The organism is Jiangella alba, assembly GCF_900106035.1.
GTDB lineage: Bacteria > Actinomycetota > Actinomycetes > Jiangellales > Jiangellaceae > Jiangella > Jiangella alba.
The window spans coordinates 777,883-800,770 of the sequence record NZ_FNUC01000004.1 but is presented as its reverse complement, the minus strand read 5'-3'; the positions used below and the strand labels follow the sequence as shown (position 1 = coordinate 800,770).

At 72.7% G+C, this 22,888-nt stretch carries 24 protein-coding genes; 8 read left to right on the top strand and 16 right to left on the bottom strand.

The window, feature by feature from the left end; genetic code table 11:
• The first annotated feature begins 31 nt into the window (after nucleotides 1-31).
• On the top strand, nucleotides 32-649 hold the full coding sequence (locus BLV02_RS21485; protein WP_216094061.1) for an NUDIX hydrolase: 618 nt from the start codon (nucleotides 32-34) through the stop codon (nucleotides 647-649).
• 56 nt (nucleotides 650-705) lie between these two features.
• A complete protein-coding gene (locus tag BLV02_RS21480) occupies nucleotides 706-1,407 on the top strand; it encodes an MBL fold metallo-hydrolase (RefSeq protein WP_083288410.1) in 702 nt (233 codons plus the stop codon).
• A 10-nt stretch (nucleotides 1,408-1,417) separates the two neighbouring features.
• On the opposite strand, the gene BLV02_RS21475 is transcribed toward BLV02_RS21480, so the two are convergent.
• Nucleotides 1,418-2,095, bottom strand: coding sequence for a Crp/Fnr family transcriptional regulator (locus tag BLV02_RS21475; protein WP_069110059.1), 678 nt, complete (start codon nucleotides 2,093-2,095; stop codon nucleotides 1,418-1,420).
• Nucleotides 2,096-2,325: 230 nt separating this feature from the next.
• Between BLV02_RS21475 and nth the strand changes: the two genes are divergently transcribed.
• From nth to BLV02_RS21460, 3 genes are read left to right on the top strand one after another with little or no spacing between them, the layout of a single operon-like run.
• Nucleotides 2,326-3,030, top strand: a complete 705-nt coding sequence (nth, locus tag BLV02_RS21470; RefSeq protein ID WP_069110283.1) for an endonuclease III — start codon at nucleotides 2,326-2,328, stop codon at nucleotides 3,028-3,030.
• Entirely contained in the window at nucleotides 3,027-3,698 is a 672-nt protein-coding gene (locus tag BLV02_RS21465) for an NUDIX hydrolase (protein WP_069110058.1), read from the top strand. Before nth ends, BLV02_RS21465 begins: the two co-directional genes overlap by 4 nt.
• Complete coding sequence (locus tag BLV02_RS21460; protein WP_083288367.1) at nucleotides 3,695-4,888, top strand: MarP family serine protease; 1,194 nt, start codon at nucleotides 3,695-3,697, stop codon at nucleotides 4,886-4,888. The genes BLV02_RS21465 and BLV02_RS21460 overlap by 4 nt, the downstream gene beginning before the upstream one ends.
• A gap of 18 nt (nucleotides 4,889-4,906) precedes the next feature.
• On the opposite strand, the gene BLV02_RS21455 is transcribed toward BLV02_RS21460, so the two are convergent.
• The 5 genes from BLV02_RS21455 to BLV02_RS21435 all read right to left on the bottom strand — a co-directional run bounded on the left by BLV02_RS21455 (nucleotide 4,907) and on the right by BLV02_RS21435 (nucleotide 8,905).
• The gene (locus tag BLV02_RS21455; RefSeq protein WP_069110057.1) at nucleotides 4,907-5,416 is read right to left on the bottom strand and encodes a GNAT family N-acetyltransferase; all 510 of its coding nucleotides are present in this window, start codon (nucleotides 5,414-5,416) and stop codon (nucleotides 4,907-4,909) included.
• Nucleotides 5,417-5,549: 133 nt separating this feature from the next.
• The gene (locus tag BLV02_RS21450; protein ID WP_216094060.1) at nucleotides 5,550-6,479 is read right to left on the bottom strand and encodes an alpha/beta fold hydrolase; all 930 of its coding nucleotides are present in this window, start codon (nucleotides 6,477-6,479) and stop codon (nucleotides 5,550-5,552) included.
• Nucleotides 6,476-6,889, bottom strand: coding sequence for a phage holin family protein (locus BLV02_RS21445; protein ID WP_069110056.1), 414 nt, complete (start codon nucleotides 6,887-6,889; stop codon nucleotides 6,476-6,478). Before BLV02_RS21445 ends, BLV02_RS21450 begins: the two co-directional genes overlap by 4 nt.
• Nucleotides 6,890-7,010: 121 nt before the next feature.
• Nucleotides 7,011-8,294: a Na+/H+ antiporter NhaA gene (gene nhaA, locus BLV02_RS21440; protein ID WP_069110055.1), complete on the bottom strand. Its 1,284-nt coding sequence runs from the start codon at nucleotides 8,292-8,294 to the stop codon at nucleotides 7,011-7,013.
• Between the two features lie 134 nt (nucleotides 8,295-8,428).
• Nucleotides 8,429-8,905, bottom strand: coding sequence for a pyridoxamine 5'-phosphate oxidase family protein (locus BLV02_RS21435; RefSeq protein WP_069110054.1), 477 nt, complete (start codon nucleotides 8,903-8,905; stop codon nucleotides 8,429-8,431).
• A 64-nt stretch (nucleotides 8,906-8,969) separates the two neighbouring features.
• On the opposite strand from BLV02_RS21435, the gene BLV02_RS21430 reads away from it, so the two are divergent.
• A complete protein-coding gene (locus BLV02_RS21430) occupies nucleotides 8,970-9,935 on the top strand; it encodes a helix-turn-helix transcriptional regulator (protein ID WP_069110053.1) in 966 nt (321 codons plus the stop codon).
• 45 nt (nucleotides 9,936-9,980) lie between these two features.
• Here the strand turns inward: BLV02_RS21430 and acs are convergent, their stop codons facing one another.
• The 5 genes from acs to BLV02_RS21405 form a co-directional block, all read right to left on the bottom strand.
• The gene (gene acs / locus BLV02_RS21425) at nucleotides 9,981-11,960 is read right to left on the bottom strand and encodes an acetate--CoA ligase (RefSeq protein WP_074946571.1); all 1,980 of its coding nucleotides are present in this window, start codon (nucleotides 11,958-11,960) and stop codon (nucleotides 9,981-9,983) included.
• A gap of 123 nt (nucleotides 11,961-12,083) precedes the next feature.
• A complete protein-coding gene (locus BLV02_RS21420) occupies nucleotides 12,084-13,700 on the bottom strand; it encodes a solute symporter family protein (protein WP_069110051.1) in 1,617 nt (538 codons plus the stop codon).
• Nucleotides 13,700-13,987, bottom strand: coding sequence for a DUF485 domain-containing protein (locus BLV02_RS21415; protein ID WP_074946937.1), 288 nt, complete (start codon nucleotides 13,985-13,987; stop codon nucleotides 13,700-13,702). Before BLV02_RS21415 ends, BLV02_RS21420 begins: the two co-directional genes overlap by 1 nt.
• Before the next feature lie 252 nt (nucleotides 13,988-14,239).
• Nucleotides 14,240-14,917 carry a response regulator gene (locus tag BLV02_RS21410; protein ID WP_069110049.1) on the bottom strand — a complete coding sequence of 226 codons (678 nt, stop codon included), beginning with the start codon at nucleotides 14,915-14,917 and terminating at the stop codon, nucleotides 14,240-14,242.
• Nucleotides 14,914-16,203, bottom strand: a complete 1,290-nt coding sequence (locus tag BLV02_RS21405; protein ID WP_069110048.1) for a sensor histidine kinase — start codon at nucleotides 16,201-16,203, stop codon at nucleotides 14,914-14,916. Before BLV02_RS21405 ends, BLV02_RS21410 begins: the two co-directional genes overlap by 4 nt.
• 203 nt (nucleotides 16,204-16,406) lie before the next feature.
• Between BLV02_RS21405 and BLV02_RS21400 the strand changes: the two genes are divergently transcribed.
• Both BLV02_RS21400 and BLV02_RS21395 read left to right on the top strand, forming a co-directional pair.
• Entirely contained in the window at nucleotides 16,407-17,099 is a 693-nt protein-coding gene (locus tag BLV02_RS21400) for an ABC transporter ATP-binding protein (protein ID WP_069110047.1), read from the top strand.
• A complete protein-coding gene (locus BLV02_RS21395) occupies nucleotides 17,096-19,477 on the top strand; it encodes an ABC transporter permease (RefSeq protein ID WP_171906675.1) in 2,382 nt (793 codons plus the stop codon). Before BLV02_RS21400 ends, BLV02_RS21395 begins: the two co-directional genes overlap by 4 nt.
• Nucleotides 19,478-19,480: 3 nt before the next feature.
• Here the strand turns inward: BLV02_RS21395 and BLV02_RS21390 are convergent, their stop codons facing one another.
• From BLV02_RS21390 to BLV02_RS21370, 5 genes are read right to left on the bottom strand one after another with little or no spacing between them, the layout of a single operon-like run.
• Nucleotides 19,481-21,208, bottom strand: a complete 1,728-nt coding sequence (locus BLV02_RS21390) for a sodium/solute symporter (RefSeq protein ID WP_069110046.1) — start codon at nucleotides 21,206-21,208, stop codon at nucleotides 19,481-19,483.
• Complete coding sequence (locus BLV02_RS21385; protein ID WP_069110045.1) at nucleotides 21,205-21,567, bottom strand: hypothetical protein; 363 nt, start codon at nucleotides 21,565-21,567, stop codon at nucleotides 21,205-21,207. The genes BLV02_RS21390 and BLV02_RS21385 overlap by 4 nt, the downstream gene beginning before the upstream one ends.
• Before the next feature lie 4 nt (nucleotides 21,568-21,571).
• A complete protein-coding gene (locus BLV02_RS21380) occupies nucleotides 21,572-22,306 on the bottom strand; it encodes a LytR/AlgR family response regulator transcription factor (protein ID WP_069110044.1) in 735 nt (244 codons plus the stop codon).
• A 10-nt stretch (nucleotides 22,307-22,316) separates the two neighbouring features.
• Nucleotides 22,317-22,643, bottom strand: a complete 327-nt coding sequence (locus BLV02_RS21375; RefSeq protein WP_069110043.1) for a type II toxin-antitoxin system PemK/MazF family toxin — start codon at nucleotides 22,641-22,643, stop codon at nucleotides 22,317-22,319.
• Complete coding sequence (locus BLV02_RS21370) at nucleotides 22,643-22,879, bottom strand: ribbon-helix-helix protein, CopG family (RefSeq protein WP_171906674.1); 237 nt, start codon at nucleotides 22,877-22,879, stop codon at nucleotides 22,643-22,645. The genes BLV02_RS21375 and BLV02_RS21370 overlap by 1 nt, the downstream gene beginning before the upstream one ends.
• Nucleotides 22,880-22,888: the final 9 nt, after the last annotated feature.

The following is a 22,888-nucleotide window of genomic DNA, read 5'->3' as shown; positions in this document are numbered from 1 at the left end:
TCCCATCGCGGAGCGGGCCCGGGCGTTCGCCGTGGGCGACCTGCCGGTCGTCCCGGCCCGGCCGTCGGCGACGGTCGCGCTGCTGCGCGACACCCCGGCCGGCGTCGAGGTGTACGTGCACGTCCGGCATGTCGGCATGGCCTTCGCCGCCGGCATGCTGGCCTTCCCCGGCGGCAAGGTCGACCCCGCCGACGGCGCCGACCCGGACGACGCGTTCGTCCGGGCGGCGATCCGTGAGACGCACGAGGAGACCGGCGTCGAGCTGACGCCCGGCGAGCTCGTGCCGTGGGCGCACTGGATCACGCCGCGGTTCGAGGAACGCCGCTACGACACCTGGTTCTACCTGGCGGCGCTGCCGTCCGGGCAGGCGACCGCCGACGTCTCCGGCGAGGCGTCGCGGGTGGAATGGGTGCGCCCGGCCGACGCGCTGGCCCGCGGCGACGCCGGCGAGTGGGTCATGCTGCCGCCGACGGCGGTGGTGCTGGCCTCGCTCACCGGTTTCGCGACGACGGCCGAGGCGCTGGCCGCGGGCGCCGGGCGGGCCGTCGAGACCGTCGTGCCCGGCTGGCTCGACGACGGCGAGCGGGTGTGGGCGCTGCTGCCCGGCGACCCCGACTTCCCCGGCGACGACCCAGGAGACGCGCAGTGACCGACGTGGAGCTGCCGGCGTGGTGCCGGCTGGTGCGGGCGGACAACCCCGGCCCGATGACCCTCGACGGCACCAACACGTACGTGCTGCGGACCGGTGACGGCAACGTCGTCATCGACCCCGGTCCGTGGCTGGAGGAGCACCTCGACGCGGTCCTGTCGCTCGGACCGGTGTCGGTCGGGCTGATCACCCACCACCATGCCGACCACTGCGGCGGCGTCGACCTGTTCCGCGAGCTGACCGGCGGTGCGCCGGTGCTGGCCCGCGACCCTGCCGCCAGCGGCGCCGACGCCGAGCTGCCGCCGCACGGGCAGCGGCTGGACGACTTCGGCCTCACGGTCCTGGACACCCCGGGTCACACCGCCGACTCCGTCTCGTTCGTCGCCGACGACGGCGAGTCGGTGCTGCTGTTCACCGGCGACACCGTGCTCGGCCGCGGCACCACGATCGTGTCGCACCCCGACGGCGACCTCGGCGACTATCTGGCGTCGCTCGAACTGCTGCGCACGGCCGTGCCCCCCGACGCGCTGCTGCTGCCCGGCCACGGCCCGCTGCGGTGGCGCGCCACCGATGTCGTCGACGAGTACGTGGCGCACCGGCGGCAGCGGATCGCGCAGGTCCGGGCCGCGCTGGCCGGCGGCGCGCGGACCGCCCGCGACGTCGTCGAGGTGGTCTACGCCGACGTCGACCGTGCGCTCTGGCCGGCCGCCGAGAGCACCGTCGAGGCCACCCTGGCCTACCTGCGCGCCCCCGGCTGAGCGGACGGCGTCAGCGGGCCCGGCGGCGCAGCCGGTCGACGTCGAGGACGACCACCGAGCGCTGCTCGAGCCGCAGCCAGCCGCGCGACACGAAGTCGGCCAGCGCCTTGTTGACGGTCTCGCGCGACGCGCCGACCAGCTGGGCCAGCTCTTCCTGCGTGAGGTCGTGGACGACCCGCATGCCCTCCTCGGACGGCACGCCGAAGCGCGTCGAGAGGTCCAGCAGCTGCTTGGCCACCCGGCCCGGCACGTCGGAGAAGACGAGGTCGGTCTGGATGTCGTTGGACCGGCGCAGCCGCGACGCCAGCTGCAGCAGCAGGCCGCGGGCCACCTCGGGCCGCCCCGTCAGCCAGGGCGTGAGGTCGGCGTGGCTGAGGCTCCACAGCGTGGTGTCGGTGACGGCCGTGGCCGTGGCCGAGCGCGGGCCGGGGTCGAACAGCGACAGTTCGCCGAACATCTGACCCGGTCCGAGCAGCGCCAGCAGGTTCTCGCGGCCGTCGGGCGCGGTGCGGCCCAGCTTGATCTTGCCCTCGGTCACGACGTAAACGCGGTCGCCCTCGTCGCCCTCGCGGAACAGGGTCTCGCCCCGGCTGAGGTGCACTTCGGTCATCGACGCACGCAGCGCGCCGGCCGCCTCGTCATCGAGTTCGCGGAACAGAAGCGCGCTCCGTAGAACGTCGTCAACCACTGCCAGATCCTCCCTGCCGTCGAGCCACGCGCGGTCAACGGTCTGGTGTTTCGCGTCACGTCGGCCGCAACCCATTGTGCCGTGGGGCCATCATGGCGGACCATTCGCCCCCACACAGCAGAATTCGGCGCGCGGCACAGGTACGGATTCGCGCCGAGCTCCCGGGCAACTGGGTTTCGCCGCGCAAACGCGGGCCTGTCGGTCCCAGAACGTAGAGTGAAGTGGTGTCGATGGTCGCTACCGAGTCCAAGCTCGCCCTCACGCGGCGGGCCCGCAAGATCAACCGCGAGCTCGACGCCCTGTATCCCGACGCTCACTGCGAGCTCGACTTCACCACGCCGTTCGAGTTGCTGATCGCCACGGTGCTGTCGGCGCAGACCACCGACGTGCGGGTCAACGGCGTCACGCCCACGCTGTTCGCGCGCTACCCCAACGCGGTCGCGCTGGCGGCGGCCGAGCGCGACGACGTCGAGAAGATCATCCAGCCCACCGGGTTCTTCCGGGCGAAGACGCAGTCCATCCTCGGGCTGTCGCAGGCGCTGGTCGACCGCTTCGGCGGCGAGGTGCCCGGCACGCTGAAAGACCTCGTCACGCTGCCCGGCGTCGGCCGCAAGACCGCCAACGTCGTGCTCGGCAACGCGTTCGACGTCCCCGGCATCACCGTCGACACCCACTTCGGGCGGCTGGTGCGCCGGTTCGGCTGGACCACGCAGACCGACCCCGACAAGGTCGAGGCCGAGATCGGCGCGCTGTTCCCGAAGAGCGACTGGACCATGCTGTCGCATCGCGTCATCTGGCACGGACGCCGCCGCTGCCACGCCCGCCGCCCGGCCTGCGGGGCGTGCCCGCTGGCACGGCTGTGCCCCGCCTACGGCGAGGGCCCCACCGACCCCAAGGTGGCCGCCAAACTGGTCCGTGAAGGGCCGCGTGCATGACGACCGCCGACGGCCCGCCACCATGGCTGCGGCGCGTCGCCGACGCCGCCACCGGCGCGTGGGCCGACCACGCCGGTCGATGGTCCGCCCCTGACGACACCGCGCGCGAGTCCGCGGTCCTGCTGCTGTTCGGCGACACCGACGGCCGCTCCGACGTCCTGCTGATCGAGCGGGCGGCCGGGTTGCGCAGCCACGCGGGCCAGGCGGCGTTCCCCGGCGGCGGCGCCGAGCCCGGCGACGCCGGACCGGTCGGCACCGCGTTGCGCGAGTGCGCCGAGGAGACCGGCGTCGACCCCGCCGGCGTCGAGGTCATCACCACGCTGCCGCCGCTGTGGATCTCCGTCTCGAACTACTCGGTCACGCCGGTGCTGGCGTGGTGGCGCGAGCCGTGCGAGGTGCGCGTCGCCGATCCCGTCGAGGTGGCGTCGGTGCAGCGCGTCCCGGTCAGTGAGCTCACCGACCCGGCCCACCGGCTGCAGCTGCGCTACCCGTCCGGCCAGTCCGGTCCCGCGTTCCGGGCCGGTGGCATGCTCATCTGGGGGTTCACGGCGGGCGTACTGTCCGCGTTGTTCGATGCGGCAGGGCTCGCCGAGCCGTGGGATCGTACTCTGGTCGAGCCGCTGCCCACGGTGATGGGCCTGAGCCGTGAAGGTCGAGGTGGGTCGTGACGCTGGGCTTGAACGCCGTCGACCTCATCATCATCATCCTGGCGGTCGTGGTCGGCTACACCGGCTGGACCCACGGCTTCGTCGTCGGCCTCCTGTCCTTCGTCGGGTTCGTCGGCGGCGCGGTCGCCGGACTGCTGCTGGTGCCGCTGGTCCTCGGCGGCTTCGACCCCGGGCTCGGGGTGTCGGTGCTGGCGGTCCTGCTGGTGCTCGGCGTCGCGTCCATCGGGCAGGGCGTGCTGGCCTGGGCCGGCGGCTGGGTGCGCTCCAAGGTGTCGTCGCAGCCGGCGAAGAAGTTCGACGCCGCCGGTGGCGCCGTCCTCGGCGTCGCCGGGCTGCTGCTGGCCGCCTGGGCCGTCGGGCTGGCCATCTCGACGGCGGCGGTGCCGTACGCGTCGCCCGGCGTCCGCGAGTCGCGGCTGCTGCACCTCGTCGACCAAGCCGTCCCGATCTCGCCCGACAGCCTGCGCGACGCCTTCGAGGACGTCGTCGCGGCCGGCGGGTTCCCGCAGGTCGTGGTGCCGTGGGCGGCCGAGCCGATCGTCGACGTCGGCCCGCCCGGCAGCCTGCTGCGCCGCGACCCCGAGGTGCGCACGGCGGCCGAGAGCGTCGTCCAGATCACCGGCCGGGCCGACGCCTGCGAGCGGGTCATCACCGGCAGCGGCTTCGTGGTCGCGCCCGAGCGCATCCTCACCAACGCCCACGTCGTGGCCGGTGTCCGCGAGCCGGTCGTCACCTTCCCCGACGGCGAACCGCTGGCCGCCCAGGTGGTGGCGTTCGACCCCGAGACCGACCTCGCCGTGCTGTCCGTCCCCGGGCTGACGCTGCCGCAGCTCACCATGACGGCCGACGACCCCGGCAACGGCGACGAAGCCGCCGTCATCGGCTACCCGAACAACGGCCCGCTGCGCAGCGAGGAGGTCCGCGTCCGCGACGTCCACGAGCTGATCGGGCACGACATCTACGACGAGAACACCATCACCCGCGAGGTCGTCTCGCTGCGCGGCAGCATCCGGCCGGGCAACTCCGGCGGGCCGCTCATCTCGCCCGACGGCACCGTGCTGGGCGTGGTGTTCGCGGCGTCGCTGACCGACCCCGACACCGGCTACGCGCTGGCGCCGAGCGAGTTCACCGACGTCGCCGCCGACGCGGCCGAGGCCACCGAGCCGGTCTCGACCGGCTCGTGCACCTGACCGCGCCGACGGCTCGGGTCACACGCCGAACGGCGCCGCGTACCGGATGGTGCCGGACGGCAGCAGGTGCGCGTCGTCCAGCGTGAGCGCCATCAGCGCGTCATCGGGCACGTCGAAGCCCACGCCGATGCCGTGCTTGGACGCCCGGCCGAAGCCGAACCGCGGGTAGTACTCCGGGTGCCCGAGCACCGTGACGAAGCGCTCGCCGCGGTCGTAGGCGGCCTGCAGCCCGGCCCGGATGGCGGCCGAACCGGCGCCGGACTTCTGCTGCCCCGGCCGCACCGAGCACGGCCCGAGGCACAGCGCCGGGGTGTCGCCGATGTGGCAGCGGGTCAGCAGGGCGTGCCCGACGACGATGCCGTCGGGTGCGGCCGCGACGATCGACAGGCCGTCGATCCACGCCTCGTCGGCGCGGAGCAGGTCGACGAGGTCGGCCTCGTCCGGGCGGTCGAACGCCGCGATGGTGATGTCGCGGATGGCCGCGATGTCGGCGCCGGTTTCGGCGCGCGTGATCCACTGCGAGTGCATAAGAGAGAGAATCCCGTTCGTGTTCGGGGTGAATGAGGTCAGAGTGAGGTCAGGCCACGACGGCCTGTCGCGCCGACATCACCCTCACGTCCTCTCAGCTCCTCGCAGCAACACGAACGTCGATGATCATAGCTCAGTCGTGCCGGTCGCGCTGCTTCACCAGCCAGTCCAGCAGCGCGTCGGTGACGGCGTCGGGCGTCTCCTCGTGCGGGAAGTGCCCGGCCGCCTCCACCGACAGCCAGTGGTACTCGCCGGCCACCAGCTCGCGCGACGCCGCCGCCAGCTCGATGTCGAAGTTGGAGTCCTGGACGCCGTGCACCTGCAGCACCGGCATGGTGAGCGGGTCCTGGACGCGCTTGGCGAACCGGCGGCCGTCGCCGCGGAACAGCGAGCGGAACAGCCAGCGCTGGTACTCCAGCGCGCAGTGCGGGGCCGGCCACAGCTGCATGGCCGCGCGGTAGTGGCGCGACGCTTCGTCGTCGGGGAACGCCGACCCCGGCGCCGACCAGCGCCGCAGCAGCGTCTCGACGTGCGCGCCGTCGTCGGCGATGAGCCGGCGCTCCGGCGCCATCGGTGTCTGCACCCAGGCCAGCGAGCCGCTGCGCCGCAGCCGGCCCTTCAGCAGGTGCCGGCGCAGCACCAGGGGATGCGGCATCGACAGGACGGCGAGCGCGTCGACGTGCGCGGGCCGCATGGCCGCCGCCGTCCACGCACCGTAGGCGCCCCAGCCGTGCCCGACGAGCACGGCGCGGCGCTCGCCGAGGGAGCGGATCGCGCCGGTGATGTCGGCGGCGAACGTGAAGGCGTCGTACCCGCGCGGGGTCTTGTCGCTGCCGCCGGCGCCGCGCAGATCGAGCGCGACGGCGCGCCAGCCGGCCGCGGCGAGCGCGGGCAGCTGGTGCCGCCAGGCCCACCAGAACTCCGGGAACCCGTGCAGGAGCAGCACGAGCGGGCCGTCTCCCATCTCCGCCGCATGGAACTGCGCGCCGTTGGCGGCGACGGTCCGATGCGTCCAGGGGCCGGGGATCTCGACCGTCTGGCGATGTGCGTCGTTGGTGATCACGTGCTGCTGCTGGACCTCTTCAGGGCGTGGGCGGCCGCGCGGGCGGTGGTCTTCGTCCGCTCGGCCTTGGAGATCCTGCCGAGACGGCCCCGGGCCACCAGCAGCAGGATGAGTGCGACGAGCAGGTAGAAACCGGTCACCACGAGGAACGACCAGCCGAGGCCGAGGCCGAGCGCATGGACGCCGTACACGAGGGCGAACGAGCCGAGGATGGCGATCAGCAGGCCGAGGACGGCCGCCGCCGCGATGAGGCCGATGCCGAGCCCGGCCTCTCTGGCGTCCGCTTTCAGTTCGGCCTTCGCCAACTCGATCTCGTCGCGGACCAGCCCGGTGACGTCGTCCTTGATGGCGGCCACGAGCTGGCCGATGGAGGCCGAGCCGTCGGCCTCACTGGTTGCCCGCGCGGCCATCGGAACCCCCTCGTCGCAGTAGTCACGAATCACGTCGGCCGCGGCGGCGAGCTGCCGGCGTGGCCTCGTGTTCGACTCTAGAGCAGGTCGAGGGGCCTGGTCGCATAGACGGGCCGACCGGTCACGGCCGAGTGCCCCGTTCCTCGGCCTGGTACACGTCCGGGATGCCGTCGTGATCGTCGTCGCGGGCCTCCTCGTCGGCCAGCCGTTTGTAGATGACGTTGCGCCGGCCGAGCACGATGGTGGCCAGCAGCGCCGCCAGCAGCGAACCGACCAGCACCGCCGTCTTCACCAGTTCCGCGTGGTGGGGTTCGTCGCGGAACGCCAGCTCGCCGATCAGCAGCGACACGGTGAAGCCGATGCCCGCGATGGTCGCCAGCCCGAACACGTCGCCCCAGGTCAGGTCGTTGCTCAGTTCGGCACGGGTGAACCGGGCGGTGAGGTACGTCCCGCCGAAGATGCCGATGGCCTTGCCGGCGACCAGCCCCAGCGCGACACCCAGCGCCACGGGCTGCGTGAACACCTCGCGCAGCGAGTCGGACGAGATGGTGACGCCGGCGGCGAACAGTGCGAAGACCGGCACGCAGAGCACCGCGGAGAACGGCCGGACCCGGTGCTCGATGCGCTCGGCCGGCGCCTGCTCCTCGCCCTCCTTGCGGTGTGCCCTGGTCAGCAGGCCGAACGCGACGCCGACGACGGTGGCGTGCACGCCGCTCTCGTGCATGAGCGCCCAGGCGACCACGCCCATCGGCACGTACAGCCACCAGGCGCTGATGTCGCGGCGCTGCATGAGGTCGTACGCGACGAGAATGGCGGCGGCGCCCAGCAGCGGCCAGATGCGCACGTCGGTGGTGAAGAAGATCGCGATCAGCAGGATCGCCAGCAGGTCGTCGACCACCGCCAGCGTCAGCAGGAACGCCCGCAGCGCCGACGGCAGCCGCGACCCGATGACGGCCAGCACGGCCAGCGCGAACGCGATGTCGGTGGCCGTCGGCACCGCCCAGCCCGTCATGGGACCGCCGCCGATGGCGTTCACCACCACGTAGACGACGATCGGCCCGGCCATGCCACAGACCGCCGCGATGATCGGCAGCGCCGCCTCGGCCGGCCGGCGCAGGCTGCCGACGACCAGCTCGCGCTTCAGCTCCAGCCCGGCGACCAGGAAGAACACCGCCAACAGCCCGTCGGCCGCCCACGTCGCGAGGTCGAGGTCGAGATGCAGCGCCGACGGGCCGATGGTGGCCGTGCGCAGCGCCTCGTAGGAGTCGGTGCCGACGTTCGCCCAGACGATGGCGGTGGCCGCGGCCACCAGCATGAGGAACCCGCCGGTGGTCTCGCTGCGCAGCACGGACGCGACGTACTGCGCCTCGGGCCAGGTGGAGCGGGCGAACAGACGGCGGGGCACGGGATCACCTCATCTGGTGGTGGACATGACGATGTCACGCCGACCAGACTTCCCGGCACACCAGTGGATATTTTAGCGGGTCGCGCAGCCGGGTCTACCGTCGAGGTCTCCGACCTGCTCGATCGCCTCGACCCCTAAGCGCGGGCGAACGTCCGCACCTGCTGGCCGGGGCGCCAGAGGGTGATCGCCATGCCCGTGCGGGTGTCGTTCAGGCCGGCCAGCACCACCTCGTCGATACCGAGCCGGAACAGGTGGAACGGTCCCGGCGGCAGCGCGCCGGCGTGCGCCGACTGGTAGGCGTCGAACTCGGGGCCGGTGACCTCGACGGCGCGGCCGGAGATCTTCACGTCCGGCACCGTCATCGTTGCGTCGCCGGGGTTGTTGTGCACCGCGTAGCGCGGGTCGCGCTGCAGGTCGTGCGCCTTGCGGGCCTCGGGCATCGAGCCGAGCGTGAGGTGGTCGCCGTCGAAGTCGACCTCGGTGCCGCTGACCCGCGGTGAGCCGTCCGCCCGCAGCGTCGCGAGCACGTGGTGCTTGGTGGCCGTGAGCTGCGCGTGCACGATCGCCGCCAGCTCGGGTACCTCGTCTTCGAACTGCTTCCAGGTCGCCATGACATCCATGCTGCCGACCCATTGCTGACATCCGCTGTCAGCGATCTGGCGTAGGTTCGGTGCCGTGAGAGCCAGCAGGTTGATGGCGATGATGCTGCTGATCCAGCAGCGGCGCATGGTGACGGCGGCCGAGGTGGCCGACGAGCTCGAGGTGTCGGTGCGCACGGTGTACCGCGACATCGCGGCGCTGCAGGCCTCCGGCGTCCCGCTGTGGACGGAGTCGGGGCCGGGCGGCGGCATCAGGCTGGTCGAGGGCTGGCGCACGACGCTCGACGGCCTCACCGGCGACGAAGCGGCCGCGCTGTTCGTCGGCGGCGTCCCGAGCGCGGCGGCCGACCTCGGGCTGGGCACGGTCCTCGTCGCGGCGCAGACGAAGGTCATCGCCATGCTGCCGCCCGAGCTGCGCGGCCGGGCCGCCCGCCTGCGCGAGCGCTTCCATGTCGACGCGCCCGGCTGGTTCGGCGAGGTGGCGCCGCCGGAGGCGCTGGCCACGGTGTCCGACGCGGTGTGGTCCGGCCGTCGGCTCGACGTCTCGTACCAGCGCTCCGACCGGACGGTGTCGCGGCTGCTCGACCCGCTCGGCCTGGTGCTCAAGGGCGGCACCTGGTACCTCGTCGCGGCGCACCGGCAGCAGGTGCGGACGTACCGCGTGAGCCGCATCGACGCCGCCGCCGTCGGTCCCGACGCCGCCTGGCGCCCGGACGACTTCGACCTCGCCGCCTGGTGGGCCGCGTCGTCGGCGCAGTTCGACCGGTCGCTGCTGCGCTATCGCTGCCGCGTCCGGCTGTCCGCGCCCGCGCTGCGTCGCCTGCACACGGCGGTCGGCGCCCTCGCGGCAACGCAGGCCCGCGACACCGCGTCCGAGCCCGGCGCCGACGGCTGGTCCGAGACCGACCTGTGGACCGAGTCCGAAGAGGTCGCCGCCACCCAGCTGTTCGCCCTGATGACCGGTGTCGAGGTGCTGGAGCCCGTGTCGCTACGGGCCGCCCTCCGCTCCGTCGCGCTCGAGGTCGCCGCCAGGAACGCGTGAGCCGGCGCCGTCGAAACGGCGCCGGCCCACGTCATGGTGCTGAGGTCAGTCCTCGGACGAGCCCTTCGACAGGCCGTCGCTGATGAGGTTCATGACCGTCGGGTCGGCCAGCGTCTGGACGTCGCCCAGCTCGCGGTTCTCGGCGACGTCGCGCAGGAGACGGCGCATGATCTTGCCGGAACGCGTCTTCGGCAGCTCCGGCACGACCATGATCTGCCGCGGCTTGGCGATCGGGCCGATCTCCTTCGCCACGTGGTTGCGCAATTCCTGGACGACGTCGGCGCCGCCGTCGCCCGCGGCGGTGCGCAGGATGACGAACGCGACGATGCCCTGGCCGGTGGTCGGGTCGGAGGCGCCGACGACGGCGGACTCGGCCACCTTCGGGTGCGACACCAGCGCCGACTCGACCTCCGTGGTGGAGATGCGGTGGCCCGACACGTTCATGACGTCGTCGACGCGGCCGAGCAGCCAGATGTCGCCGTCGTCGTCCTTCTTGGCGCCGTCGCCGGCGAAGTAGCGGCCCGGGAAGCGCGACCAGTAGGTGTCGATGAAGCGCTCGTCGTCGCCCCAGATGGTGCGCAGCATGGACGGCCACGGCTCGGTCAGCACGAGGTAGCCGCCGTGGCCGTCGGGCACCACGTTGCCGGCGTCGTCGACCACGTCGGCCACGATGCCCGGCACCGGAGTCTGTGCCGAGCCGGGCTTGGCGGACGTGACGCCGGGCAGCGGGCTGATCATGATGGCGCCGGTCTCGGTCTGCCACCACGTGTCGACGACGGGGGTGCGGTCGCCGCCGATGACGCGGCGGTACCAGATCCACGCCTCGGGGTTGATCGGCTCGCCGACGCTGCCCAGGACCCGCAGCGACGAGAGGTCGCGGCGGCCGGGGATCTCGTCGCCCTGCTTCATGAACGTGCGGATGGCCGTCGGCGCGGTGTACAGGATGCTGACCTTGTACTTCTCGACGATGTCCCACCAGCGGCCGGCCTCGGGGAAGTCGGGCGTGCCCTCGTACATCACCTGCGTGGCGCCGTTGGCCAGCGGCCCGTAGACGATGTAGCTGTGGCCGGTGACCCAGCCGACGTCGGCCGTGCACCAGTACACGTCGGTCTCGGGCTTGAGGTCGAAGACGTTGCGGTGGGTGTACGCGGACTGCAGCAGGTAACCGGCCGACGTGTGCTTGATGCCCTTCGGCTTCCCGGTGGTGCCGGACGTGTACAGGATGTACAGGGTGTCCTCGGCGTCGTGCGGCTGCGGGTCGTGCTGGTCGGACTGGCGGTCGACGAGGTCGTGCCACCACACGTCGTGGCTGTCGTCCCAGGCGACCTCCTGCTCGGTGCGCCGCACGACCAGCACCTTCTCGATGGACGGCGACTTCGCGACGGCTTCGTCGACGGCCGGCTTCAGCGCCGACGGCTTGCCCCGCCGGAACCCGCCGTCGGCCGTGATGACCAGCTTGGCCTGCGCGTCCTCGATGCGGCTGCGCAGCGCCTCGGCCGAGAACCCGCCGAACACCACCGAGTGGATGGCGCCGATGCGGGCGCAGGCCAGCATCGAGATGGCCGCCTCGGGGATCATCGGCAGGTAGATCGCGACGCGGTCGCCGTGGCCGACGCCCAGCTCCGTCAGCGCGTTGGCGGCCTTCGAGACCTCGCGCTGCAGGTCGGCGTAGGTCAGCGCGCGGCTGTCGCCGGGCTCGCCCTCCCAGTAGATGGCGACGCGGTCGCCGTGGCCGGCCTCGACGTGCCGGTCGACGCAGTTGTAGGCGACGTTGAGCTTGCCGCCGACGAACCACTTGGCGAACGGCGGGTTGCTCCAGTCGAGCACCTGGGACCACTCGGTGTTCCAGCTCAGCAGCTCACGAGCCTGGCGCTCCCAGAACGCCAGGCGGTCCGCCGAGGCCTCCTCGTACAGGTCTGCTTTGGCGTTGGCCTGGGCGGCGAACTCCGCGGACGGGGGGAAGCTCCGGTCCTCATGCAGCAGATTGGAGAGAGCGTCATTGGTCACGTTCGGTCTGCTCCTCATGTCAGTGATCCTGGGCAACCGCGACTGCCCGGCGGCGCATCGGGGCGCGCTGCCGTCTAACCTCACCATCGCATGGCCCTGCTGGGCAAGGACGACAAGGGTCGACGGCAGCGCGCGCCGGTGTCAGTGCGCGGACGTGGCCTTCTCGGCTCCGGCGCCGGTCAGGGACCTGACTTCCATTTCGGCGTACTTGGCCTTGTTGTATTCCTTGGACAACCGGGCCCCCACGAAACCGAACAAGAATCCGGCCGGAATCGAGATGATGCCGGGGTTGTCGAGCGGGAACCAGTGGAAGTCGACGTCCTGCAACATCGACGGGCTGCGGCCGGTCGCCGGGTTCACCGGCTTGCCCGACACCACCGGCGAGAACACGATCAACGTCACCGCCGTCAGCAGACCGCCGTAGATGCTCCACACCGCGCCCTGGGTGTTGAACCGCCTCCAGAACAGCGAGTACAGGATCACCGGCAGGTTCGCGCTGGCGGCGACGGCGAACGCGAGCGCCACGAGGAACGCGATGTTCTGGCCGTTGGCGAAGATGCCGCCGACGATGGCCACCGCGCCGATGACGACGGCGGTGATGCGGGCGACCCGCACCTCGTCGTTCGGCTCCACCTCGCCCTTCTTGATGACGTTGGCGTACACGTCGTGCGCGAACGAGGCCGACGCGGTGATCGTCAGGCCCGCGACGACGGCGAGGATGGTCGCGAACGCCACCGCCGCGATGACGCCGAGCAGGATCGTCCCGCCCAGTTCGTAGGCCAGTAGCGGCGCCGCGGAGTTCACGCCGCCCGGTGCGCCCAGGATCTCCTCCGGGCCGACCAGCGCGCCCGCGCCGTACCCGAGCACCAGCGTCAGCAGGTAGAACAGGCCGATCAGCGCGATCGCCCAGGTCACGCTGTGCCGGGCGTCGCGCGACGTCGGCACCGTGTAGAAGCGCATCAGGACGTGCGGCAGGCCGGCGGTGCCGAGCACCAGGGCCAGCGCCAGCGAGATGAAGTCCAGCTTCGAGGTGTCCGACGCGCCGTACTGGTTCATCGGGTCCAGCAGGCCAGCGGCGCCGCCGGCGCTGTCGACGGCCGCGCCGAGCAGCTGCGACAGGTTGAAGTCGTGCTGCGCCAGCACCCAGATCGTCATGACGAAGGCGCCGGTGATCAGCAGGACCGCCTTGACGATCTGCACCCAGGTGGTGCCCTTCATGCCGCCCACCAGGACGTAGAAGACCATCAGCGCGCCCACGACGGCGATGACGACGCCCTGCCCGCCGCGGTCGGTGACGCCCAGCAGCAGCGCGACGAGGCCACCGGCGCCGGCCATCTGGGCCAGCAGGTAGAAGAACGACACCGCGAGCGTCGACGTCGCGGCCGCCGTCCGTACCGGGCGCTGCCGCATCCGGAACGACAGCACGTCCGCCATGGTGAACCGGCCGGTGTTCCGCAGCAGCTCGGCGACCAGCAGCAGTGCCACCAGCCACGCCACCAGGAAGCCGATGGAGTACAGGAAGCCGTCGTAGCCGTAGATCGCGATGGCCCCGGCGATGCCGAGGAACGACGCGGCGGACAGGTAGTCGCCGGCGATCGCGATGCCGTTCTGCTGGCCGGTGAACGCCCGGCCGCCGGCGTAGAAGTCCGCCGCGGTCCGGTTGTTCTTCGACGCACGCAGCACGATGACCAGCGTGACCGCGACGAAGAGGGCGAAGATCGTGATGTTGACGCCGGGACTGCCGACATGGGTCTCCATCAGCGCACCTCCTCCAGCTCGTCGCGGATCTGCTTGGCGATCGGGTCCAGCTTCCGGTCGGCGTGCCGGATGTACAGCCACGTGATCAGGAACGTCGACGCGAACTGGCCGAGACCGAACAGCAGGCCGACGTTGATGTTGCCGACCACCCGTTCCGACATGAAGTCGACCGCGTACGTCGACAGCAGCACGTACAGCAGGTACCAGGACAGGAAGGCGGCGGTCATGGGGAACGCGAAATTGCGGAACCGCCGGCGGAGTTCGGCGAACTCCGGGCTGGCCTGCATGCGCTCGTACTCCTCGGCGGTGGGCACGGCGCGTTCGGGCGGGGGTGTCTCGAGACTGGCCACGCTCCGACCTCCTCGTCGTCATGTGGTCCGGCTCACAGTGATCCGGTGGGGCGCCACGGTAGGGCCGGGGCCTCCGGCCTCGGGAGACGCCGCACAGGGGCGTGCGGTGAGCGGTTCGAGACTGCGGCGTGCGGAGTTCGGGCCTGCGATGAACGGTCGTTGCAGTGCGACGAGCGGTCGGTCCTGACCTCAGCTCGGCTGTGCGTCCCCGACGGTGACCAGGCCGGTCTCGTAGGCGACCACCACGGCCTGGACGCGGTCGCGGACGCCCAGCTTGGCGAGGACGCGCGCCACATGCGTCTTGACCGTCGCCTCGGAGATGTGCAGTCGCTGCGCCAGCTCGGCGTTGCTCAGCCCGCGGGCGACGAGTGTCAGCACCTCGACCTCGCGCGGCGTCAGCTCGGACAGGTCACGATGCTGGGCGGCCGAATCGCCGTCGCGGTGGGCGAACCGGGCCACCAGCCGCCGGGTGATGACCGGGGCGAGCAGGGCGTCGCCGGCCCGGACGGTGCGGACGGCGGTCACCAGCTGCTCGGGCGTGACGTCCTTGAGCAGGAAGCCGCTGGCGCCGGCGGACAGCGCGGCGTAGACGTACTGGTCGAGGTCGAACGTGGTCAGGATGATGATCCGCGGCTCGCCGGCCGCGCTGGTCAGGATCCGCCGGGTCGCCTCGAGGCCGTCGAGCTCCGGCATCCGGATGTCCATCAGGACGACGTCGGGACGGGTCCGGCGGACGGCGTCGACGGCCTCCGCGCCGTTCGTCGCCTCGGCGACGACGTCGATGCCGCCGGCGGTCAGGATCAACCGGAACCCGGTGCGGACGAGCGTCTGGTCGTCGGCGACGACGACGCGCAGCGTTTCGGTCACGACGCCTCCACCGGCAGCTCGGCCTGGACCCGGTAGCCGCCGGTGAGCCGGCGCCCGGTCACCAGTGTGCCGCCGTGGACGGCCAGCCGGTCGCCCAGCCCGGTCAGGCCGCGGCCGCCGCCGGACTTCGCGGGCGTGACGGGCGTGCCGCCGGTGTCGGCGACGTCGACGCGCAGGCGATCGTCGCCGTAGTCGAGCGTGACCGTGGCGGCGGAGCCCTGTGCGTGCGTCATCGTGTTGGTCAGCGCCTCCTGCACCACACGGTAGGCGGCCAGCTCGATGCCCGGCGGCAGCGGCCGGACCCGTCCGGTGACCGTCAGCTCGACCGGCAGGCCGGCGGCGCGGACCCGGTCGACCAGCGAGTTCAGCCGGTCGAGGCCCGGCTGCGGGGCCAGGTCGTCCGGGTCGCCCGGCTCCGAGCCATCGTCGTCGCGGCTCAGCAGTCCCATGACCTGGCGCAGGTCGGCCATCGCCGCCCGCCCGCCGGCCTCGACGGCGAGCAGCGCCTCGTTCGCCTGCTCCGGCGCCGTCGCCATCACCGTCCGGGCGGCGCCGGCCTGGATGACCATGACGCTCACGTTGTGGGTGACGACGTCATGCAGCTCACGGGCCAGCCGGGACCGTTCGTCCTCGGCGGCGCGACGCACCGCCGCGGCCTGCTCGCGTTCCAGCTCCGCCATCCGGACCCGGCCCTGCTCGACCCGCAGTTTCCACCGGCGCAGGCCGTCGGCCGCGACGGCGATCGGCACGAGCACCAGCAGCGGGACGTAGTCGGCGGACACGACCGGCAGCGCGGAGTCGTGCGCGATGGTGACCGCCACCGTCGTCGCGCCGATGGCCGCGATCGTCGGCACCCGGTACGGGCTGTACGCCGCCGCGCTGTACGCGGCGATGACCAGCGCGTAGAACGTGAGCCGCGGCTCGTCGGAGACGACGATGGTGGTGACGGCCAGCACGACGCACAGGACGGTGAGCGGGAACCGCCGGCGCAGCACGAGCGCCGCCGAGCAGGCGAGCGCGGTGATCGTCCCCTGGATCCGGGTGTCGGAGTCCGGGCCCTCCGGCGGCGGAGGCGCCGGCGGCTCCGGCATCCCGACGTCCTGCACGACGAGGAGCGGGCCGTCGGAGCCGTCGAGCGCGTACCAGACCGCGGCGACGGCCACCGCCAGGGCCAGGCCGGCGTCGAAGAACAGGTTGCGACGGGTCGGCCGCGGCGGCGGACCGGACGGCCGCGCGACCAGCGTCGCCCAGCCGCGCAGCCGCTGCGCGATCGACAGCCACGTCACCGGTCCATTCTGGCCGACGGCCGGGCCGGTGGCGACGTCATCAGGGAGGAGCCCGGCTACCCCGGGGGACTACATCCAGGGGATGACACGGGCGGGGGTCGTCCGATCGCGGTATCCGAGATGGCTCCCACGACAGACGCGGACGGCGTGGGCGCGCTCCTAGCGTCGAGCTGGCCACCCCGCGGACCCGAAGGGAACCGACCATGACCGAACCGATGATCGCCGTACGCGCCGCCACCCGCCGCTACGACGAGGGCCCGCCGGCCCTGGACGACGTGACGCTCACCGTCGTCCCGGGCGAGGCGGTCGCGATCCTGGGGCCGTCCGGCAGCGGCAAGTCGACGCTGCTCAACCTGGTCGCCGGGCTGGACCGCCCGGACTCCGGCACCGTGACGGTGAACGGCGTGCGCGTCGACTCCCTGGGCGAGACCGCGTCCGCGGGCTACCGTCGCCGCACGCTCGGGATGATCTTCCAGTTCTTCAACCTGCTCGACGACCTCACCGTGACCGAGAACGTCGTGCTGCCGGCACAGCTGGCCGGCATGCCCCGGAGGGAGGCCCGGCGCCGGGCCGGCGAGCTGCTCGAGACGCTCGGGATCGACCGTCACACCGGCGCCTATCCGGGCCGGCTGTCCGGCGGCGAGCGGCAGCGTGTCGCGGTCGCCCGGGCGCTGATGAACCGGCCGCCGCTGCTGCTCGCCGACGAGCCGACCGGCGCCCTGGACACCGCGTCGGGTGAGGACGTCATCGGGCTGCTCGCGGACCTGAACGCAGACGGGCAGACGATCGTCGTCGTCACGCACGACGTCCGGCTGGCCCGGGCCTGCACGACCCGCACGGTCGAGCTGGTGGACGGGCGGGTCGTCTCCGACGTCAGGGCGGAGCCGGTCCGGTGAGCGGGCTGGGCACGGTGGTGCGCTCCGGCGTCGGACGGCGCCGGGTGCAGACCGTCGTGATCACGCTGTCGACGATGATGGCGGTGACCGCGACGATCCTGGGCGGGTCGCTGCTGGTCGCGTCCGACGACCCGTTCGACGACGCGTTCGGCCGGTACGACGGCGCGCACCTGTCGGCGCAGTTCGACGGGGGCGCGGTGAGCGCCGCGGACCTGTCGGCGGCCGGCGGTTCGGCCGACGGCGTGACCGCGACGGCCGGGCCGTTCCCGGCGGTGTCGATCGCTCCGACCATCGAGCTGCCGGCCGACGAGGAGCCGGGCGAGGGGCCGGGCGGTCCCGGCGGCGGGACGACCGGCCCGATCACGGTCGTCGGCCGCGACGACCCCGGCAGCGACGTCGACGAGCTCGCGCTGACCGAGGGCGAGTGGGCGGACACGGCGGACGAGATCGTCGTCGCCGCCGACCGGCCCGAGCCGCTCGGCACGACGCTCACCTTCGCCGACGCACCCGGCAGCCCGACGCTGACGGTCGTCGGCAAGGCCCGCTCGGCGACCCGGACGGCGGACGCGTGGACGACGCCGGCGGCGGTCGAGGGGCTGACGGCGCCCGGCGCGTCCGTGGCGTACCAGATGCTCTTCCGGTTCGCCGACGCCGAGACCGTGGCGGACGTGGCCGCGGGCCGGGACGCCGTCGCCGCCGTCGTGGGTGCCGACGCGATGACCGGGTCGCAGTCGTGGCTCGCCGTGCGCGAGGACCTGACCCGCGAAACGGCGCTGTTCGTGCCGTTCCTCGCCGCCTTCGGCCTGATCGGGCTGCTCATGTCGGTGTTGATCGTCGGCAACGTGATCGCGAGCGCCGTCGGCTCCGGTGCGCGCCGCATCGGCATCCTCAAGTCGCTGGGCTTCACCCCGTCGCAGGTCGTGCGCGCCTACGTCGTGCAGGCGCTCGTGCCGGCCGCCGTCGGCACGGTGCTCGGCGTCGTCGCCGGCAACCTGCTCGCGGTGCCGATCCTGGACCAGGCGGAGACCGCGTACGGCGCCTCCGGGCTGGCTGTCGCGTGGTGGGTGAACGTCGCCGCGTCCGCCGCGATCCTGCTGGTCGTGGCCGTCACCGCGGTGGCCGCCGCCTGGCGGGCCGGGCGGCTGCGCACCGTCGACGCGCTCGCGGTCGGACGCACGCCGGCCGCCGGCCGGGGACTCGGCGCCGCGCGGCTGGCGGCTCGGCTGCCGGTGCCGCGGCCGCTCAGCCTCGGACTGGTGCGTCCGTTCGCCCGGCCGGCGCGCGCCGTCGCCATGATGGCCAGCGTCGCGTTCGGCGCCACGGCCATCACCTTCACCGTCGGGCTGGGCTCGTCGCTGAGCGAGGTGCTGGCCGCGACGGCCAACGACAGCGCCGACGTGCGCGTGCAGCCGGTGATGGCGGGGCCGGGGACCCGCCCGGAGGGCGGCGCGACTGCCGACCATGCCGCCGTCGCCGCCGTCATCGAGGCCCAGCCGGAGACAGAGGACTTCTACAGCACGGCGCGGGCCGAGGTGACGGTGTCCGGGATGACCGGCGCGGTGGAGGTCGAGGCGTTCACCGGCGACGCGTCGTGGGGCGGCTACGAGATGATCTCCGGCCGCTGGATCGAGCGGGCCGGCGAGGTGGTGCTCCCGACGCCGTTCCTGACGGCGAGCGGGTCCGCCGTCGGCGACACCATCACGCTGAACCACGAGGGCGTCGCGATTCCGGTGCGGATCGTCGGCGAGGTGTTCGACACGACCGACGGCGGCAAGACCGTGTTCATCGACGCGGCCACGTTCGCCGACGCGGGCCGGCCGCTCACCCCGTTCGACTACCACGTGGCCGTGGCCGACGGCACCGACGTCGGCGCGTACATCGACGCCCTCACCGCTGAGGTCGAGCCGCTCGGCCTGGCGGCCATGCCCGGCGGCGAGGAGCAGGAGAGCACCGTCACCGCGACGCTGAACGCGCTGGCCGCGATGCTGTCGCTGCTGCTCGTCACCGTCGCCGTGCTGGGCGTGCTCAACGGCGTCCTGCTCGACATCCGCGACCGGGTCCGTGAGCTCGGCATCCACAAGGCACTCGGCATGGCGCCGCGCCAGACCATCACGCTGGTGCTCGCATCGGTCCTGCTGCCCGGCGTCGTGGGCGCCGCGGTGGGCGTCGCGCTCGGCTACGCCCTGCACGCCGTCGTCATGCCCGCCATGGGCGACAGCGCCGGCCTGCGGCTGCCGCAGATCGTGACGGACGTGTACGGGCCGGGTCTGCTGGTCCTGCTCGGCGCCGCCGGTGTGCTGGTGGCGATCGCCGGGTCGCTGCCGCCGGCCGGCTGGGCCGCTCGCACCCGCACGGCCACGGCGCTGCGGACCGAGTAGGTCCTACGTGCGCCAGCGGTCCTCGGGGTCCCAGTCGCCGCGGTTGAGGTCGAGGTTCTCGGGGGTGTGCAGGCGGACCATGGTGCGGTTCACCCCCGGCGCCATGTGCTGCTGCGTCGCCAGGGAGACGGCGATCATGACGAGGAAGGCGAGCGGCATCGTCCAGGCGGCCGGCTGGGCGAGGAGGGCGCCGATCCACCCCGACTGCGGACCGCCGAGGATCGTCACGACGACGGCGAGGGTGGAGGCGCCGCCGCCCACCAGCAGGCCCGCCACGGCGCCCGGCCAGGTCAGCCGCCGCCACCAGATGCCGAGCAGCAGCAGCGGGCAGAACGACGACGCCGCGACGGCGAAGGCGAGGCCGACCACGTCGGCGATCCCGAGGAACGGGCTGGTCAACGCGAGCCCGATCGGCACCAGCAGCGCCAGGAACGCGCCCAGCCGGAACCCGGTGACGGGGTTGCGGACCCGCGCGTGCAGCAGGTCCTGCGACAGCACGCCGGCCACCGACACCGTCAGCCCCGACGACGTCGACAGGAACGCCGCGAACGCGCCCGCCGTCACCAGCATCGACAGCGCCTCGCCGGCCGCCCCGTCGACCAGCCGCCCGGGCAGCACCAGCACGACGGCGTCCGTCCGGCCGGTGAGCAGCAGTTCCGGCGTGTACAGCCGGCCCAGTGCGCCGTACAGCCCGGGCAGCACGTAGAACACGCCCAGCAGCCCGAGCACCGCCAGCGTCGTGCGCCGCGCGGCCCGTCCGTCGGGGTTGGTGTAGAACCGCACCAGCACGTGCGGCAGCCCCATCGTGCCGAAGAACAGCGCGACGATCAGCGAGTACGTCGCATACAGCGGATGGTCGCCGCCCGAGGTCAGCGGCAGCGCCCACGCCTCGCCGGTCATCGGCGTCAGCGACGAGGCGTGCGGGATCGGCGCGCCGGCCGGGAAGTCCAGGACCGTCCCGGCCTCGATGTCGTGCTCGCCGGGCTCCAGCACCAGCGGCGACCCGTCCGCGACGACCACGACCCGCGACGGCACGTCCACCGTCACGTCGATGGTGACCTCGACCGACGTCGCCTCCTCGAACACCGGCTCGCCGGGCGCGGCCAGCTCGGGCCGTCCGTCGCCGGCCCACACCAGCAGCAGGAAGATCACCGGCACCAGCAGCGCGGTCAGCTTCAGCCAGTACTGGAACGCCTGGACGAACGTGATGCTGCGCATGCCGCCGCCGAGCACGCTCACCAGCACGACCAGCGCGACGACGACGGGGCCGGCCCACTGCGGCGCCCCGGTGACGGTGCGCAGCGTCAGTCCGGCGGCCTGGAACTGCGGCAGCAGGTACAGCCAGCCGATGGTGACGACGAGGATGCTGGCCACCCGCCGCGCCGCCGCCGACTCCAGCCGCGCCTCGGCGAAGTCGGGCAGCGTGTACGCCCCGGATCGCCGCAGCGGCGCCGCCACCAGCACCAGCAGCATGAGGTACCCGGCCGTGTAGCCGACCGGGAACCACAGCATGTCGGTCCCGTACGCCAGCACCAGCCCGGCCACGCCCAGGAACGACGCCGCCGAGAGGTACTCGCCGCCGATGGCCGACGCGTTCCACCACGGCGTCACGGTGCGGGACGCGACGTAGAAGTCGCTGGTGGTGCGGGCGGCGCGGACGCCGTACATGCCGATGAGGACGGTCGCGACCGCGGTCAGGGCGACCGCGACGATGCCGATGGTGGTGCTCACCGCCGGTTCACCATGTCGCCGAAGTCGCGCTCGACCCGTTCGGCGGCGCGGATGTAGAACCAGGCCGCCGCGACCAGCGCGGGATAGATCAGCCCGCCGAGCACCAGCCACGGCAGCGGCACGCCGGCCAGCTCGATCGCGCTGACCCGCGGCGCGACGGCGAACAGCAGTGGCAGCGTCGCCAGCAGCCCCAGCACGACGCCGGCGACGGACAGGCTGAGCCGCAGCTGGGCGCGCAGCAGCGCCCGCATGTACACCTCGCCGAGCTGCGTCTGCGCGTCGATCTCCGCGGTGACGGCGCGACGGCGGGCGGGTGGCCGGCGACGCCGCGGCCCGGTGACGGTGACGCGCTCCGTCACGGCGTCACCGGGTCCCGCCGGCCCGCCGGACCAGGCGGTCGCGCAGCTCGCGGGTGTGTCGCCGGCTCACCGGCAGCGTGGTCTCGCCGATGACGACGGTGTACCGCCCGGCGTCGGCGCGCAGCTCCTCGATGGACGTCAGTGCGACCAGGTAGCTGCGGTGGATGCGGACGAACCCGACCGGTGCCCAGCGGTCCTCGAGCGTCGCGAGCGGCATCCGCAGCAGGTGGCTGCCGCCGTCGGCGGTGTGCAGCCGGGCGTAGTCGCCCTGGGCGCTGACGTAGGCGACCTCGCTGCGCCGGATGAACCGGGTGACGCCGCCCAGCTCGACCGAGATGGTCTCGTCGTCCGCGTCGTCGCCGGCCGCCCGCGCATCGCTCACCGCGTCGGTGGCCCGCCGGATCGCCTCGAACAGCCGCTCGCGCCGGTACGGCTTCATCACGTAGTCGACGGCGTTGAGGTCGAACGCGGTGACGGCGTGGTCGTCGTACGCCGTCACGAACACGACGGCGGGCGGGCGGCGGAACCGGGCCAGCACGCGGGCGAGGTCGAGGCCGGACAGGCCGGGCATCCGGATGTCGAGGAAGACGGTGTCGACGTGCTGCTGCTCGAGCAGGCGCAGCGCCGCCGCCCCGTCACCGGCCGTCAGCACCTGGCCGACGTGCTCGTTCTGCTCCAGCAGGTAGGCGAGCTCGGCCAGCGCCGGTGGCTCGTCGTCGACCGCCAGAACGCTGAGCATGGCGGCGAGATTACAGCTCCAGGTACACCCGGACCAGGCTCCCGATGCGCATCAGCTCATCCTTCGAGCACAGTCCACGCCGTTCGATGAACTGCTCCTTCGTCACCGGCCGTAGATAGGTCGCGTCGGCATAGAACGGCTGGGAGCCGGTCAGTCCTGGGTTGTTGAGCGGGACATGGGTCACTGCGGGGCCCGGAGTGCCGGTGATGACGACAACCGTGAGGTCTCCGAGTCGCTGGTTGAGGTCGGCGGCCGAGAGCACGACGGCGGGGAGCACACCGGCTTCGACGATGTCCGCGTCCCAGATCTCACCACGCGCGGGCGGCCAGCCCGACATCAGCGGTCCAGGCCGGCGGGCAGCGGGGGTTGCTCGCCCCCGTAGTACTCAGCGATCTCATCGGCCATGCGTTGTGCGAGTGGTTGCCGATGCCACCGGTTCAGTGCTTCGCGGACGATCTCGCTTCGACCCTTCAGACCGAGCACCTCGGCATCCTTCTCGACGTCACGAGCCAGGTCGGCTGGTATGCGAGCTTGCCAGATCTCGCCCCTCGTGGGGCGCTCCTCAACGGTCACGTCCATATG